The sequence below is a fragment of the Nonomuraea sp. B1E8 genome (assembly GCF_039871515.1).
In the GTDB taxonomy this organism is placed as follows: domain Bacteria; phylum Actinomycetota; class Actinomycetes; order Streptosporangiales; family Streptosporangiaceae; genus Nonomuraea.
This window is the reverse complement of sequence record NZ_JBDPLS010000003.1, coordinates 140,949-157,051: the sequence shown is the minus strand read 5'-3', so window position 1 is coordinate 157,051 and position 16,103 is coordinate 140,949. Positions and strand designations below refer to the sequence as shown.

13 protein-coding genes are annotated in these 16,103 nt (G+C 70.9%); 5 read left to right on the top strand and 8 right to left on the bottom strand.

Annotated features, from left to right (window positions below; translation table 11 throughout):
* The 6 genes from gatA to ABGA98_RS12840 form a co-directional block, all read right to left on the bottom strand.
* Complete coding sequence (gene gatA / locus ABGA98_RS12865) at positions 1-1,491, bottom strand: Asp-tRNA(Asn)/Glu-tRNA(Gln) amidotransferase subunit GatA (protein ID WP_347618470.1); 1,491 nt, start codon at positions 1,489-1,491, stop codon at positions 1-3.
* Entirely contained in the window at positions 1,488-1,787 is a 300-nt protein-coding gene (gatC, locus tag ABGA98_RS12860) for an Asp-tRNA(Asn)/Glu-tRNA(Gln) amidotransferase subunit GatC (protein WP_132595391.1), read from the bottom strand. Before gatC ends, gatA begins: the two co-directional genes overlap by 4 nt.
* A gap of 122 nt (positions 1,788-1,909) precedes the next feature.
* A complete protein-coding gene (locus tag ABGA98_RS12855; RefSeq protein WP_347618469.1) occupies positions 1,910-3,349 on the bottom strand; it encodes an ATP-binding protein in 1,440 nt (479 codons plus the stop codon).
* 103 nt (positions 3,350-3,452) lie between these two features.
* Entirely contained in the window at positions 3,453-5,525 is a 2,073-nt protein-coding gene (locus ABGA98_RS12850) for an EAL domain-containing protein (protein WP_347618468.1), read from the bottom strand.
* A gap of 358 nt (positions 5,526-5,883) precedes the next feature.
* A complete protein-coding gene (gene ligA, locus ABGA98_RS12845) occupies positions 5,884-8,073 on the bottom strand; it encodes an NAD-dependent DNA ligase LigA (protein ID WP_347618467.1) in 2,190 nt (729 codons plus the stop codon).
* A gap of 241 nt (positions 8,074-8,314) precedes the next feature.
* On the bottom strand, positions 8,315-9,313 hold the full coding sequence (locus tag ABGA98_RS12840) for a methionine synthase (protein WP_347618466.1): 999 nt from the start codon (positions 9,311-9,313) through the stop codon (positions 8,315-8,317).
* A 24-nt stretch (positions 9,314-9,337) separates the two neighbouring features.
* On the opposite strand from ABGA98_RS12840, the gene ABGA98_RS12835 reads away from it, so the two are divergent.
* Positions 9,338-9,970, top strand: a complete 633-nt coding sequence (locus ABGA98_RS12835) for an MBL fold metallo-hydrolase (protein ID WP_132638986.1) — start codon at positions 9,338-9,340, stop codon at positions 9,968-9,970.
* On the opposite strand, the gene mnmA is transcribed toward ABGA98_RS12835, so the two are convergent.
* Positions 9,963-11,021, bottom strand: a complete 1,059-nt coding sequence (gene mnmA / locus ABGA98_RS12830; RefSeq protein WP_347618465.1) for a tRNA 2-thiouridine(34) synthase MnmA — start codon at positions 11,019-11,021, stop codon at positions 9,963-9,965. The genes ABGA98_RS12835 and mnmA overlap by 8 nt on opposite strands.
* A 79-nt stretch (positions 11,022-11,100) precedes the next feature.
* Between mnmA and ABGA98_RS12825 the strand changes: the two genes are divergently transcribed.
* Positions 11,101-12,153 carry a DUF695 domain-containing protein gene (locus ABGA98_RS12825; RefSeq protein ID WP_347618464.1) on the top strand — a complete coding sequence of 351 codons (1,053 nt, stop codon included), beginning with the start codon at positions 11,101-11,103 and terminating at the stop codon, positions 12,151-12,153.
* Between the two features lie 15 nt (positions 12,154-12,168).
* On the opposite strand, the gene ABGA98_RS12820 is transcribed toward ABGA98_RS12825, so the two are convergent.
* Complete coding sequence (locus ABGA98_RS12820) at positions 12,169-13,458, bottom strand: cysteine desulfurase family protein (protein ID WP_347618463.1); 1,290 nt, start codon at positions 13,456-13,458, stop codon at positions 12,169-12,171.
* 53 nt (positions 13,459-13,511) lie between these two features.
* Between ABGA98_RS12820 and ABGA98_RS12815 the strand changes: the two genes are divergently transcribed.
* The 3 genes from ABGA98_RS12815 to ABGA98_RS12805 all read left to right on the top strand — a co-directional run bounded on the left by ABGA98_RS12815 (position 13,512) and on the right by ABGA98_RS12805 (position 16,087).
* Positions 13,512-14,024 (top strand): TetR/AcrR family transcriptional regulator, encoded by a 513-nt coding sequence (locus ABGA98_RS12815; RefSeq protein ID WP_347618462.1) that lies wholly within the window; start codon positions 13,512-13,514, stop codon positions 14,022-14,024.
* 361 nt (positions 14,025-14,385) lie between these two features.
* Entirely contained in the window at positions 14,386-15,573 is a 1,188-nt protein-coding gene (locus ABGA98_RS12810) for an MFS transporter (RefSeq protein ID WP_347618461.1), read from the top strand.
* A gap of 16 nt (positions 15,574-15,589) precedes the next feature.
* Positions 15,590-16,087 (top strand): HIT family protein, encoded by a 498-nt coding sequence (locus ABGA98_RS12805; protein ID WP_347618460.1) that lies wholly within the window; start codon positions 15,590-15,592, stop codon positions 16,085-16,087.
* Positions 16,088-16,103 lie beyond the last annotated feature (16 nt).

Sequence of the window (16,103 nt, the reverse complement as noted above, 5' to 3'; positions counted from 1 at the left end):
TCATAGCGACGGGGCCTCCTTCAGCAACGGGCCGCCCCAGCGGCTCTCCAGGGCCTGCTCCACGGCGGCGCCGACGCGGTAGCAGCGGTCGTCGGCCAGCACGGGCGCCATGATCTGCAGACCCACCGGCAGGCCGTCTTCCTCGGCCAGCCCGCACGGCACCGAGATGGCCGCGTTGCCGGCCAGGTTGGACGGGATGGTGCACAGGTCGGCGAGGTACATCGCCATCGGGTCGTCGACGCGCTCGCCGATCGCGAACGCCGTGGTCGGCGTGGTCGGCGACACCAGCACGTCGACCTGCTGGTAGGCGGCCTCGAACTCGCGGGAGATGACCGTGCGCACCTTCTGTGCCTGGCCGTAGTAGGCGTCGTAGTAGCCGCTCGACAGCGCGTACGTGCCGAGCATGATGCGCCGCTTGACCTCAGGGCCGAACCCGGCGGCCCTGGTCAGCGCCATGACCTCCTCGGCGCTGCGGGTGCCGTCGTCGCCGACGCGCAGGCCGTAACGCATCGCGTCGAAGCGCGCCAGGTTGGACGAGCACTCCGACGGCGCGATCAGGTAGTAGGCGTAGAGGGCGGTGGTGAACGACGGGCAGGAGACCTCGACGACCTTGGCCCCGAGCGACTCGAGGAGCTGCACGGCCTCGTTGTAGCGGGCCAGCACGCCCGGCTGGTAGCCGTCACCGCCCAGCTCCTTGACCACGCCGATCCGCATGCCGGCCACGTCGGCGTGCCGGGCCGCCTCGACCACCGAGGGCACGGGCGCGTCGATGGAGGTCGAGTCCATCGGGTCATGCCCGGAGAACGCCTCCTGCAGCAGCGCCGCGTCGAGCACGGTGCGGGCGAACGGCCCCGGCGTGTCGAGCGAGCTCGCGAACGCGATCAGCCCGTAACGGGATGAGCCACCATAGGTCGGCTTCATCCCCACGATGCCGGTCACCGAGGCCGGCTGCCGGATCGAACCGCCCGTGTCGGTGCCCGTGGACAGCGGCGCCTCGTAGGCCGCCACGGCCGCGCTCGAACCACCGGAGGAACCGCCCGGCACCTTCGCCAGGTCCCACGGGTTGCGCGTCGTGTGGAAGGCGGAGTTTTCCGTCGAGGAGCCCATGGCGAACTCGTCGAGGTTGGTCTTGCCGAGAATCACCAGCCCCGCCTCGCGCAGCCGCTTGGTGACGGTCGCGTCGTAGGGCGGACGCCAGCCTTCGAGAATCTTGGACGCGGCCGTCGTCGGCATGTCGCGCGTGGTGAAGATGTCTTTGTGCGCGATCGGCACCCCGGCCAGCGGCCCGAGCTTCTCGCCGGCCCTGAGCCTGGTGTCGACGGCGCGCGCCTGCTCGATCGTCGTCTCGCGATCGACGTGGAGGAACGCCCCGACCTTGGGCTCCACCTCGGCCATGCGGTCGAGATGCGCCTCGGCCACCTCGACCGACGACACCTCACCCGCGGCGATCATCGAGCCCAGCTCGGCGGCGGTCTTGCGGATCAGGCTCATGCCTCCTCCCCGAGGATGCGCGGCACCCGGAATCGGTCGTCCTCGACGGCGGGAGCACCGGCCAGCGCCAGCTCGGGCGTCAGGGACTGTCGCACCTCGTCGGCACGGAAGACATTGGTCAGCGGAAGCGCGTGCGACGATGGCGGCACATCTTCGGCGGCGACCTCGGCCACCTTCGCGACCGCCTCGATGATGGCATCGAGTTGGGTGGCGTAGTGGTCGAGCTCGTCACCGGTGAGCGCCAGCCTGGACAACCGGGCCAGGTGTGCGACCTCGTCGCGGGTTATGGCGGACATGAGTCGTTGAACCCGTTTCGTGGATGGAGTCTTTGGACACTGCCATCCTAGAGGGCTTGACGAACCACGCCCGAACGGTTAACACCCTGGCAACACCCGCTCCCGGGTGCGCGAGCGCGGCCTCACCCGTACAACTCCTCCAGCCCCACCCTGCGCACGCCGCTCTCCCCCGCCAGAGCCGCATCGAACCCGACGCCGCTGTAGCACGTCAGCAAGGTGTCCCTGACGTCATAACCCTTCGCGTCGAGCAGGTCCCTGGCCCTCCTGAGCCGGGCCACGTGCCCGGGGCCCATCGTCCTGCCCCACTTCACCTCGCCCAACGAGAGCACACGCTTGCGCTCACCAGGCATGGCGGGCGCGAAAACCACGACATCGACCTGGATCTGCTCGCGCCGGACCGGGTCTGTGACCGTCCCGGAACCCACCTCACCGGGCAGGTCGCCGAAGAAGTCGATCTCGAGCATCACGAACTGGCGGCACAACTCCTCGAAGTGCGGGCCGAGCACTTGATCGCTGAACCTGGCTCTCGAATCAGCCCATACGCTTGCCGCCCGGCGGCTTTCCAGCAGCCCCCACCGCGGCCGCATGATCGCCTGATAGAAACTGATCAAGGGCTCGCAAATGCGATAGACCGAGCGCGAAGGGCGGAAGGCGTCGGTTTCTCTCCGCAGCAGGCAAGCGTCTTCCAGCACGTTGAGATGATGACCGATGTCATTCGCCTTACGCCCCACATAGGCGGCGATGGCGCCTCGCGTGCCGTTGCCCGTGGCCACCGCTGCCAGCAACGAGTGGTACATCGCAGCATCACGCACCTCCGCCTCCTCCTCAAGGAGCGTTCGGGCCTCCCTGAACAGCGGCGTGTGAGGGGCGAGCACGGTCCGCCGCACCCAGCCGTCGAAGTCGTCCGCTCCTTGCGGCGTGTCGCCATCCACAAAGGACAGATACGCGGGAGTCCCGCCGACTATGGCGTGAGTCTGCACCGCCAGCTTCTTGTCCGTGATCCCCCAGTAGTCGGCGGCCAGGCGATAGTCGAACGGGCGTACCACGAGTTCCAGCCCCGCCCGGCCACGCAGCGGCGCGTTCCCCGCCAGCAGGCGCCCCATGACGGACATCGCGGACCCGCACAGGAGCAGGGACACAGGCGACTCCGTGGCGACCGCCCGATCGATCTCCCGTTGGATGATGGACGGCAGAGCGGGCGTGACCTTGCTCAAATAGGGAAACTCGTCGATCACCACGAGATCGCGCCGCTCCGCACTGATCGCGAACAGCTGCTTGATCGCTTGATCCCAGCTCGGGAAGTCGAATGGTGCAGGGGCGCCGACGTGTTCGGCGAGCGCTGCCGCGAACATGTGCAACGACTCGGTCTCCGTCGCCTCAGTCGCTCCGAAGTAGAAGGCCCCCGTCTCATCGGCGAGCGAGTCCAGGAGGAAGGTCTTGCCCTGGCGACGCCTCCCGCTGACAACCCCGAGTTTGGGCCGCGTACCCGTGCGTTCCACGAACCTGGCCAAGCACTGCCATTCGTAGTCTCGAGCAAAGATGCGCTGGGGCTTGGCGATCAACGGGCCTCCGGAGTTGCGCCATAGGACTGCACTTCGCAGGAGTGTACATCGCAGAACTACACTTCGCAGAAGCTCACTGCTGCAATCACGCAACTCCAAAGAGTCACGCGGTCCGGGTCACCTCGGGCGCGTAGCCGAAATCGACCTTCGGCACCGCCTCCGCGTGGTCGCGCAGCCAGTCCGCGGCGTCGGCGGCCGGCATGGGCTCACAGAACAGCCACCCCTGCCCCACGTCGCACCCCATGTCCGCCAGGCGGATGGCCACCTCGTCCGACTCGACCCCCTCCGCCACCGAACGCAGGCCGAGCGAGCGCACCAGGTCGACGATCGAGCGCACGATCCTTTCGTCGTCCTCCGACTCGGCGATCCTGCGGACGAACGACGCGTCGATCTTGACCTCCGACACCGCCAGGCGCTGGAGCCTGATCAGCGAGGAGTAGCCGGTGCCGAAGTCGTCGATGGCCAGCGGGACGCCGAGTGCGGCCAGCGCCTTGATGGTCTCCTGGGTGTAGGCCTGGTCGCCGGTCAGGATGCGCTCGGTGACCTCCAGCTGGATGGCCGCGGGCGGCAGGCCGTACTTCGCCAGCCCCACCTCCAGCCGTTCGGGCAGCGCGGAGTCGAGCAGGTCACGGGCGGAGATGTTGACCGAGATCTGCACCCGCAGACCCGTGTGCCACCATTGGGCGGCCTGCTCCAGCGCCTCGTCGATGACGTACGCGGTCAGCTGGCGCATCAGATAGGACTGCTCGGCCAGCGGGACGAAATCGGACGGCGGGATCGGCCCGTGCGCCGGATGGCGCCAGCGCAGCAGCGCCTCGACGCCCTGGACCGCGCCGGTGCCGAGACTGACCTTGGGCTGGTAGTGCAGGCGCAACTCGCGGTTGTCGATGGCGCGGCGCAGGTCGCCGAGGAGGCTCAGGCGCTCCGGCGAGTTCCTGTCCTTGTCGGGCTGGTAGAGCTCCACTCCCGTACGGCCCTCCTTGGCGAGGTACATCGCCACGTCGGCGCGCTGGAGCAGCAGCTCGAAGTCGGGGGCGTGATCAGGGTAGAGCGCGATGCCGACGGAGCCGTCCACGTCGAAGGTCATGCCCTCCAGGCGCACCGGTTCGGTCAGCGCCGCGCGCAGCCTGGCCGCGACCTCCCTGGCCGCGTTGGTGTCCCTGATCGAGGGGAGCAGCACGGCGAACTCGTCGCCGCCCAGCCGGGCCACGACGTCTCCCGGGCGTACGGAGTGGGTGAGGCGGTGCGCGACCATCTGCAACAAGCGGTCGCCCACCGGGTGGCCCATCGTGTCGTTGACCTCCTTGAACCGGTCGAGGTCCAGCAGGAACAGGCCGACCCGGTCGTCATGCCTGGCCTCGGCGAGCGCCTCCTCCGTGCTGACGATGAGCAGCTTGCGGTTGGGCAGGCCGGTCAGCTCGTCGTGCATGGCCTGGTGGTCGCGGCGCATGGAGAGCGTGGCGGTGAAGTAGACGGCGGCCAGGGGCGCGACGAAGAGCGGCACCAGCCCCGGCGAATGGTTCATGACCACGACGACCAGAGGCGCCAGGCCGAGCAGGCCGGCGTAGACGAGGCTCTGCGGGCCGACGGTGGCCTTCAGCACGCGGGTGAGTGAGCGCCGCTCGTGCAGCGCGACCGCACTGCACACGAGGGTCGCCCTGGTCGCGAAGTACGCGATCCCCGCCAGCCCGATCGCCAGCAGGTTACCGCCGCCCGGCACCCACGGCAGGGCCGGGCTCGGCACGATGCCGAACGTCCCCAGCACCACACCCGCGGCGGTGAGCGCGAGAGTGGACTGCGCAATGTTGAACATGACCCGATGCCACGACTTGCGCGTCACCACGCCGTTCATGGCCACCGCGACCCCCTGCATCAGCACCGCGGCGGGCAGGCCGAAGTGCAGGAGCACGGCGAAAGTGAACATGGTGGAGGGGTAGGTGCCGCCCACGGCCGCCGCCGAGGACACCATGACGGGCCTCAGCTCGCCCAGGACCACCAGCACGGCCAGCACCCAGAACAGCGGCGTGCGGGCGACCTCCACCAGCTCGGACATGTCGAGCCTGAGCATGGCCACCACGAGTGCGGTGAACCCGATCACGGTGATGCCCGCGAGAAACGCCCACAGTGGCGTGCCGACGCGTGGGCCGGTGTCGCGGGTGTCGGTTGGGTCAGTCATCGGTAACAGAACCCCCATTAGGTCACTATGGGAGGGTACGACCTTCACCCCACTTCGCGAAACCAAGCGCGTACGTTCCGTCACTTCTCCTTTCCGACATATACCCAGAAAACACCCTGGGTAGCACACCATGCACGCTGTGGTCTCTCCGCGCCGCACCAGGACCGCATGCGGGGTCCCCTCGCGGAGCACGGTCATCCGTCGGAGCGCGGTCGCCCTACGGCAGCTGGCGCGAAACCACGCTCACCACTGCCGGAACCGCGGCCGCCGCCCGCACGCGAGCCCTCGCGACCCGACCGCTCTCATACGGGCCAACCGTGCCCGTGCGGGCCCTTGGACCCGCGTCAACGCGGAAAGGTCAGGACTCGGGGGTGGTCGCGGCCTCGGCGGCCGCCTCCGGGCCTTCCTTCAGGAGGATCTCGAAGCCCGCACCGTCGAGGATCGGCACGCCCAGGCTGACCGCCTTGTCATATTTCGACCCAGCGTTGTCACCCGCGATCAGGAACGACGTCTTCTTCGACACCGACGACGCGACCTTCCCGCCCCTAACGGTCAGCTCGGCGGCGGCCGAGTCGCGGGTGTAGCCCTCCAGCGTGCCCGTGACCACGAACGTCATCCCCTGCAGGGTCTGCGGGCCCTTCTCGGGGGCAGGCTCGTCCTCCATGCGAACCCCGGCCGCGCGCCACCGGTCGATGATCGCGCGGTGCCAGTCGGCCGCGAACCACTCCCGGATCGTGGCCGCCACCCGGGGCCCGATGCCCTCGACCGCGGCCAGCTCTTCCTCCGAGGCGTTCATGATCGCGTCGATCGACCTCATGGCGTCGGCCAGGGCACGCGCCGTGGGCGGGCCGATGTGCCTGATCGACAGGGCGACCAGCACCTGCGCGAGCGGCACCTGCTTGGCCCGCTCGAGCTCCTCGATGAGCTGCAGCGCGTTCTGGCTGGGCTCGCCGTTGATGTTGGAGAAGAAGGAGACGACCTTTTGCTCCCCCGTCTTCGGGTCGATCTTGGGCAGGCCGGTGTCGGGATCGCGGACCACCGACTTGATCGGGATCAGCTGGTCGAGCGTCAGGTCGAACAGGTCGGCCTCGGTGCGCACCACCGGCTGCTGCGGCGGCAGCGGCTGGGTGAGCGCCGTGGCCGCGACGTAGCCCAAGCCGTCGATGTCGAGCGCGCGCCGCCCGGCCGCGAAATAGATGCGCTCGCGCATCTGGGCGGGGCAACCGCGCGCGTTGGGGCAGCGCAGGTCGGCGTCGCCCTCCTTCTCGTAAGCCAGCGCGGTGCCGCACTCCGGGCAGTGCGTCGGCATGACGAACTCCCGCTCGGACCCGTTGCGCAGCGCCGCCACCGGCCCGACGATCTCGGGGATGACGTCTCCCGCCTTGCGCAGCACCACGGTGTCGCCGATGAGCACGCCCTTCTTGACCACGATGGCGGCGTTGTGGAGCGTCGCCCGCTCGACGGTCGAGCCCGACACCACGACCGGCTCCATCACGCCATAGGGGGTGACGCGCCCGGTGCGCCCGACGCCGACCTGGATGTCGAGCAGCTTGGTGTTGACCTCTTCCGGCGGGTATTTGAAGGCGATCGCCCAGCGCGGAGCGCGCGACGTGGAGCCCAGCTCACGCTGCGTGCGGAAGTCGTCGACCTTGACGACCACCCCGTCGATCTCGTAGGGCGGATCGTGGCGGTGCTCGCGGTAGTGCTCGATGAACTCGTTGACCTCGGTGAGGCCCGGCAGCACCTGGTAGAGGTCGCTGACCGGCAGCCCGAACTCGCGCAGCCGGTCGTAGACCTCCGACTGCGCCCGCGGCTCCGTCGCGCCCTCCCAGACGCCGATGCCGTGCACCAGCATGCGCAGCGGGCGCTGCGCCGTGATGCGCGGGTCCTTCTGCCGCAGCGTGCCGGCCGCGGAGTTGCGCGGGTTGGCGAACGGCGGCTTGCCCTGCTCGACGAGCTGCTCGTTGAGCTTCTTGAAGTCTTCGACCGGGATGTAGACCTCGCCGCGCACCTCGACCAGGCTCGGCACGTCGTCGCCCTTGAGCCGGTGGGGCACGCCCTTGATGGTGCGCACGTTGGCCGTCACGTCGTCACCCGTGCGCCCGTCGCCCCTGGTGGCGGCCCGCTCCAGCCTGCCGTCGCGGTAGACCAGGGCGATCGCGAGCCCGTCGATCTTCAGCTCGCACAGGTAGGGGCCCGGATCGCCCTCGGCCAGCCGCTCGGCGCGCACCTGCCAGGCCGCCATGTCGGCGTCGTCGAAGGCGTTGTCGAGGCTCTCCATCCTGGCCAGGTGGCGGACCTTGGCGAAGTCACCGCTGACCGGCGCGCCCACCTGCTGGGTGGGCGAGGCGGGCGTCTGGAGCGACGGATGCGCCTCCTCCAGCACCAGCAGCTCTCTGAACCACTCGTCGAACTGGGCGTCGCTGACCGTGGGCTGGTCGAGCACGTAGTAGCGCCAGCGAGCCTCCTCGACCAGCTCGCTCAGCTCGGCATGCCGCTTGAGCGCGGGCACCGGCACCCCGGCGACCTCAGTGGATGGCTCGCCCACGGCCTCTCCTTCCGTCCAGCATTCTGAGCAAACGCTACCGCTCAGCACTGACAGAAAACGCCGCCGGCGTACGGACTCCCGGCCGCCATGAGATCGGACGCTCTCGCAGGTGGAGAGCTTACTGAGGCCCTCACCGAAGTGCCGCGCCCTCCATCGCGGAACGGCACCGCGAGCGGTCCTGGAACATGTACGCCTCAGGGCCGTCTCCGCAACGCCGGCCACCCCCTTGTGCCAGGACAGGTCAGCCGGCCTGCCCGTTCGCGGGATCGTCCCTGAGCACCTGGGCGGCTTTCGCGCAGGCGGCCAGCGCGGCCCTGGCGTACCTCGGCGTCGCCCCCGCCAGCCCGCACGCCGGCGTCAGCACGACCTGCGCCGCCAGCCTGTCAGGCGCGAACCCCAGCCGCCGCCACAACCCCACCGCGGGTTCGGCGACCACCCCCGGGTCGGGCAGCCTGGTCTCCCTGCCCGGCACCACGCCCATGAACAGCACCATCCCGGCCTCGAAGAGTTCGCCCAGGGCGTCGTCGTCCCTGCGCCGCAGCAGGGCGGCGTCGAGGGAGACCCCCCGCACCCCCGCCGACCGCAGCAGGCCGAGAGGCACCGAGGGCGCGCAGCAGTGCACCACGGGGGCGTCGAAGAGCCGCAGCGACTCCTCCACCCGCCATCCCTCCACCGCGGCCAGCCGCCCGAACCCCGAGGCGGTCGGCACCGTGCCGGCCAGCACCCCCGGCAGCCCCGGCTCGTCGAGCTGCAGCACGATCTCCGTCACCCCGGGCAGCCGCCGCCGCACCTCCGCGCAGTGGTCGGCGACCCCCTGCGCCAGCGACGCCGTCAGATCGCGTACGGCCCCCGCGTCGGAGAGCATCTTGTCGCCGTGCTTCAGCTCGATCGCGCCGGCCAACGTCCATGGCCCGCACACCTGCAGCTTGAGCGGACCCGAGTAGTCGTGGGCGATCTCCTCCATGCCGTCGAGATCGCGGCGCATATGGTCGAGGGACCGTTGGTGGTCGCGCCCCGGCCGGTCGCTCAGCCGCCAGCCGGACGGCTGCACCTCGACCGGCAGGTCGACGAGCAGCCCCGCCGTGCGCCCGACCATGTCGGCGCCGACGCCCCGGGCGGGCAGCTCGGGCAGGTAGGGCAGCCCGGGCACCTCGCCGAAGACGACCCTGATCGCCTCAAGATGATCCTCGCCGGGATGCGAGCCGACCCCGGTGGCTTGCCACATGGGCACAGTAGACATGGGGACAAGCGTAGGCTCTGCCGTATGAAGATCAGTAAATACGAGCACGCGTGCGTCCGCGTGGAGAAGGACGGCAAGGTCCTGGTCATCGACCCGGGCACGTTCAGCGAGGGCCCCGTTCTGGAGGGCGCGGACGCCGTCCTCATCACCCACGAGCACTTCGACCACGTCGACGTCGGGAAGCTGCGGGCGGCCTCGCCCGACCTGGAGATCTGGACGTGCGAGGCGGTCGCCGCCGAGCTGACGGACGTGCCGGCCAAGGTGCAGGTCGTACGCCATGGCGACGCCTTCGAGACGGCCGGCTTCGGGGTGAAGGTGTTCGGCGAGTGGCACGCGCTGAACCACCCGGACATCCCCATCGTGCAGAACGTCGGCTTCATGCTCGACGACGCGCTCTTCTACCCCGGCGACGCCCTGACCGTGCCCGGAGTGGACGTGCCCACGCTGCTGGTGCCGACCAACGCGCCCTGGCTGAAGCTCGTGGAGATGGTCGGCTATCTGCGCGAGGTGCGCCCGGGACGCGCGTTCTCCACCCATGACGGCCTGATCAACGCCAGGGGCCTCGCGGTGGTGGACAACTGGCTCAAGGTGGAGGGCGACAAGCAGGGCGCCGAGATCCGTCGTATGGAGGTCGGCGAGTCGGTCACCCTCAGCTAGCGGAGAGGATCGTCGCCGAGCCGATCACCGTGGCGCCGGAGTAGAGGACGGCGGCCTGCCCGGCCGCCACCCCCGTGGCCGGGCGGTCGAGGTCGATGCGGAGCCCGCCGCCGGTCTCCTCGAACCGGCAGCCGTAGACCTCTCCGTGGGCGCGCAGCTGCACGGTCAGGTCGTCGAAGCGGGACGGGCCGTTCCAGACCGGGGCGCCGCAGGTGATCGAGGTGACCTCGAGCGCCGCGCGCGGCCCCACCGTGACGGTGTTGGAGACCGGCTCGATCGACAGGACGTAGCGTGGCCTGCCATCGGGGGCCGGGCGGTCGATGCGCAGGCCCTTGCGCTGGCCGACCGTGAAGCCGTGAGCACCCTGGTGGCTGCCGACGACGGCGCCGCTCTGGTCGACGATGGGCCCCTCCGCCGCGCCGAGCCGCTTGGAGAGGAAGCCGCGGGTGTCGCCGTCGGCGATGAAGCAGATGTCGTGGCTGTCGGGCTTGTCGGCCACCGTCAGCCCGCGCCGCGCGGCCTCCTCGCGCACCTCGGCCTTGGTCGAGTCGCCCAGGGGGAAGATGGCGTGGCCGAGCTGCTCGCGGGTGAGCACCCCGAGCACGTAGGACTGGTCTTTGCCCTGGTCGGCGCTCCTGGACAGGACACCGTCGGCCAGCCTGGCGTGGTGGCCGGTGGCGACCGCGTCGAAGCCGAGGGCCAGCGCCCGGTCGAGCACCGCGGAGAACTTGATCTTCTCGTTGCAGCGCAGGCACGGGTTGGGCGTGCGGCCCGCGGCGTATTCGGACACGAAGTCCTCGATCACGTCGCGTTGGAACCGCTCGGCCATGTCCCAGATGTAGAAGGGGATGCCGATCACGTCGGCGGCACGCCGCGCATCGCGAGAGTCCTCGATCGTGCAGCAGCCCCGGGCACCCGTGCGGTGGGATTGGGGGTTGGCGGAAAGAGCGAGGTGCACACCAGTGACGTCGTGACCGGCCTCGGCGATCCGAGCGGCGGCCACGGCGGAGTCGACGCCGCCCGACATGGCGGCAAGCACACGCAGTCCCATGACCTTCTCAGCCTACTGTCCGTACGGGAGTGCGCGGCCATGTGCACGATCGGGGCCAGGGTCTGCGAGGATTCAGCGCATGCGACTGTTCGGGCGCAAGGACGATGAGGAAGAGGCCGGCGAGCAGGACGAGGCCATCGCCGGGTTCTGGACGTGGTGGCAGGAGACCAGGCCGCGGCTCGACTCGCTGGTGGCCGAGGGCGAGGCCGCGGGGCTGGAGGAGTGGCTGGCCCCGGCGGTCGCCGCCGTCCATCCCGAGCTGGTCTGGGAGGTGGCGCCCGGCAAGGAGGCGGCGCACGCCCTCGTGGTGACCGCGGCGGGCGACGCCGAGCTGCGCCCGCTCGCCCACCGCTGGGCCAGGGCCGCGCCCGCCGCCGATCTGCTGTGGGAGTTCCATCCGTCGCGGCAGGCCAATCCGCAGGCGGCGGAGCTCACCATCGAGGTGGGCGGTTACGCGTTCGCCCTCGACAAGCTGATGCTCGGGCTGCGGGTGCCGCGCAACCAGCCGAGGGTCGACGTGGCCGCCTACCACCCGGTCTTCGCCGAGCTCGACGAGGAAACCCGGATGGAGGCCACGCTGCTGGCCCTCGACTGGCTGCTCGGCGAGGACGACGTCGCCAGGTGGGTGGGCGAGATCACGCCGGCCACGTTCCAGCCGATCGACGCCGTGGCCGCCATGCACCTGCCGGCCGTGGTCGCCGACGTGGCCTCCGGCTACGCGGAGGAGGAGTGGGTGCTGCTCCAGGGCCAGACCGCGACCGGCGCGCCGCTCGTCGCCACGGTCCGCCACCCGCTGCGCCCGGTCGACCATCCGCTCTGCGACCAGCACATCGCGATCACGCTGCCGTACGCGCACCGCGACGAGAACGGCCTGCCGGTCGACGGCTCGCTGGAGGCGCTGCGCGACTTCGAGGAGCGCCTGGTGGCCCGCCTGCTCAAGCTGGGCGACGACGCGGTGCTGGCCGCCCACCTGAGCACGGAGGGGCACCGGATCATCCACGTCTACGCCGACCCGGCCGGCGACGCCGCGATCCACGCCAAGGAGCTGATCGTGGGCTGGGAGGAGGGCGAGCCCCGCGTCGACGTGACCGCCGACCCCGGCTGGACCGCCGCGGCGCCGTTCCTCAGCTGACGACCGGGCGGCCGGTCAGCCGAGGCCGGCGCGGCGGGCGCGTTCGACCGCGGCGGGCAGCACGTCGATCAGGCGGTCGACGTCGTCGCGGGTCGAGGTGTGCCCCAGGGTGAACCGGAGCGAGCCGCGCGCCGCCGCCGCGTCGGCCCCCATCGCCAGCAGCACGTGCGACGGCTGGGCGACGCCGGCCGAGCAGGCCGAGCCGGTCGAGCACTCCACGCCCTTGGCGTCGAGCAGCATGAGCAACGCGTCGCCCTCGCAGCCGGGGAAGGAGAAATGCGCGTTGCCCGGCAGCCGCCCCGGTGAAGCCGGAGGCGTTTTTCGCCGCTCGCCACCGGCAGATGGGATCCCTCGCTGCTCGTCCGGGCCAGGCGCGGTTCCTCGCCGTTCGGTCTGGGGGGTTGGCGCGGGGGTCGTCGCGCGCACGCCGGGATCGCCGTTGAGCACGACGTCGGGGACGGCCGCGCGTACGCGCTCGATCAGCTCGTCGCGCAGCGACGCCAGGCGCCGCCCCAGAGCCTCCTGCTCCTCGACGGCGGTGCTGACGGCGGCGGCGAGCCCCGCGATGGCGGGGGCGTCGAGCGTGCCGGAGCGCACGTCGCGCTCCTGCCCCCCGCCGTGTTGTACGGACACCGGCGTCAGCCCTCTGGCCAGCAGCAGCGCGCCGACGCCCATCGGGCCGCCGATCTTGTGGCCGGTCAGCGTGAGCGCGTCGACGCCCGACTCGGCGAACGACACGGGCAGCTGCCCCACCGCCTGGACGGCGTCGGTGTGGAACGGGATGCCGTGCTCGCGGGCGACGGCGGCCAGGGCGTGCACCGGCTGGACGGTGCCGACCTCGTTGTTGGCCCACATGACGCTGACCATGGCCACGCCGTCGGGGTCGCGTTCGATGGCGGCGCGCAGGGTCTCGGGACGGACGCGGCCGTACGCGTCGACCTCCAGCAGCTCGATCTCCGCGCCCTGGCCGTCGGCCAGCCACTGGGCCGGGTCGAGCACAGCGTGGTGTTCCACGGAGCTGATCAGCACGCGCCTGCGGGGGCGGCGCGCCCAGTAGAGGCCCTTGATGGCGAGGTTGTCGGCCTCGGTGCCGCCCGAGGTGAACACGACCTCGCTGGGCCGCGCCCCGAGCGCGTCGGCGATCGTCTCGCGTGACTCCTCGACCACCCTGCGCATCCGGCGCCCGGCGCCGTGCAGCGAGGAAGCGTTTCCGACCTGTTGGAGTTGAACCGTCATGGCCTCGATCGCTTCGGGCAGCATCGGGGTGGTCGCCGCATGATCAAGGTAGGCCGACGGTCTGGTCACGAGTTCAGGGTATCTCGTTTGCAACTGTACCGTCCGGACGGTACAGTCAGGGCATGCGAAAGGACGAGCTTTTGGACGCGGCGGAGGAGCTCCTCTGCGACCAGGGCTCGACCGCGCTCACCCTGGCCGCGGTGGCGGACCGGGCGGGCGTCAGCAAGGGTGGCCTGCTCTATCACTACGCCTCCAAAGAAGCCCTGATCAAGGGCATGGTGGAGCGCCTGATCGACGACTTCGACGAGCTCATGGCCGCCCAGCCCGACCAGACCTACACCGGTCGCTATCTGGGCGCGACCCTGGCCTCCGTACGGTCAGGCAGGTTGCGACGATGGGCGGTCGTCACCGGAGCGTCGGGCAACCTGTTCCTCCTCGCGCCGCTGCGCGAGGCGATGACCCGATGGCATCGCGAGGAGCTGGGCGAGGAGCCCGACCCGGTGGCGGCACAGATCGTGCGACTGGCGTGTGAGGGGCTCTGGGACGTGGCGAGCCACGATCCGGAGCTCAACACGGAAGACGATCTCCAGGCTCTGGAGGGCCGCCTCAGGGCGCTGCTCAAACCTCCCGCCTGAGCCGCCCCCGGCCGCCCGGCTCCCGGACGGCCGGCCCTCGCCCGCATCCCCACGCGAGACCCTGGCCCGGACTCCCGCGCGAAGCCCTGAGCCCGAGTCCCCGCGCGAAGCCCTGAGCCCGAGTCCCCGCGCGAAGCCCTGAGCCCGGGTCCCCGCGCGGGCTCCCCGAGCCGGCCCTCCTGCGGGTCCTTCCGAGCCGATCCCGCGCGCGGAACCCCCGGCCCCTGCTCACGGCCCTTCCACGGGCCGACCGAGCCGGGGCCTTCCCCCTGCGGTGAGCGAGCCCGCTCACCCTCCCCTGCCTGGACGCCCGCGCGTCCGGACCACCGAAGACAACGAACTCTGTGAGAGGTGTGGCCATATGACCCGCGAGCTGAGGGGCGCCCGTTACGGGGCGGTCCTCACCTTTGTCCTTGCCGGCCTGATGGTGGGCACGATGACCGTGCGCATCCCCGCCCTGACCGACAAGCTGGCCCTGTCCGAGGCCATGGTCGGGACGATCCTGCTGGTGTGGGGCCTGGGCGCTCTGGTGACCATGCAGTCCATGCGGCGCGTCATGGCGCGCGCGGGCAGCAGGGCGGTTCTGCGGATCAGCGGCCCGCTGACGGCACTCAGCCTGGTGGGCGTGGCCCTCGCCCCCGACCTGCCGCTGCTGCTGGTGGCCGTGGCGCTCTTCGGCATGGCCTTCGGCGTCATGGACGTCGCCATGAACGCCCAGGGCTCCACCGTCGAACGGGCCCACGGCCGGCCGCTGATGAACGGCATGCACGCCGGCTGGTGCGTCGGCGCCATCTCCGCCGGGGCCCTAGGCAGCCTGGCCATCGCCGCCGGCCTGCCGTTCACCGCCAACGTGGCGCTGGTCGGCCTGGCCGCGCTGCCCGTGGCCGTGCTGATCGGCCGTACGCACCTGCCCGAGCCCTCGTCCACCGGCACCGAGCCGGCGGGCCGGCGCCGCATGCCGCCGGTCGTCTACCTGCTCGGCGCGATCATGTTCTTCGCGTTCATGGTCGAGGGCACGGTCGCCGACTGGAACGGCCTCTACATGCGTGACGAGCTCGGCGCCCCCGAGGCCCTGGCGGCGCTCGGCTACCCCGTCTTCGAGACCGGCATGCTGGCCGCCCGGCTGACCGGTGACCGGCTGCGGGCCAGGTTCGGGGTGCGCGGCATGCTGACCGTCTCCGGGGTGGCCACGGCAGGCTTCTTCGCGGTCGTGCTGCTCGCGCCCGCGGCGCTGGTGGCGGTGGCGGCGATGTTCTTCGTCGGGCTCGGCGTGGCGACGATCTCGCCCCTGACGCTGTCGCTGGCCGGCACCGCGACGCGCACGCCGGGGCCGGCGATCGCCCAGGCGGGAGCCATGGGGTACGCGGGCCTGCTGCTCGGGCCCGTGGTGATCGGCTTCCTGTCGGACGCCACCTCCCTGCGCACGGCGCTCGGCGTCGCGGTCGTCCTGGGCGTGCTGATCGCGCTGGCCTCCCGCCTGCTCCCGCGCGAGGAGCCCGCCCCGGTCACCCCGCTGCCCGTCAGGGAACCCGCCGAAGCCGCCGCCTGAGTGGCAGGCTCGTACGATGAGCCTTGATCGCAGCGTGCCCTTCGACGTCGAGGCGTACGTGGCCCGGGTGAAGTCGAGTCCCTGCTTCATCTGCGCCATCGTCGCCGGAGACCCCGCCTACACCGACGAGCAGATCGTCTACGAGGACGACCACCACCTGGCCTTCCTGTCCCGCTACCCCACCATGCCCGGCTACGTGCTGGTGAGCCCCAAACGGCACATCGAGCACGTCGTGCGCGACCTCGGCGAGGACGCCTACCTGGAGCTCATGCGGGTGGTCAGGAAGGTGGCGCTGGCCGTGGAGTCGGCGGTGCCGTCGGAGCGGACGTACCTGTTGTCGCTGGGCAGCCAGCAGGGCAACGCCCACCTGCACTGGCACGTGGCCCCGCTCCCGCCCGGCACCCCCTACGACGAGCAGCAGTATCACGCGCTCATGTCGGAGAACGGGACGATCCCGTGGACGCGGGAGCAGGCGGAGGAACTGGCCGCCCGCCTCAGGCGGGCGCTGGCGTGACTGGGAGTTCTCTGTG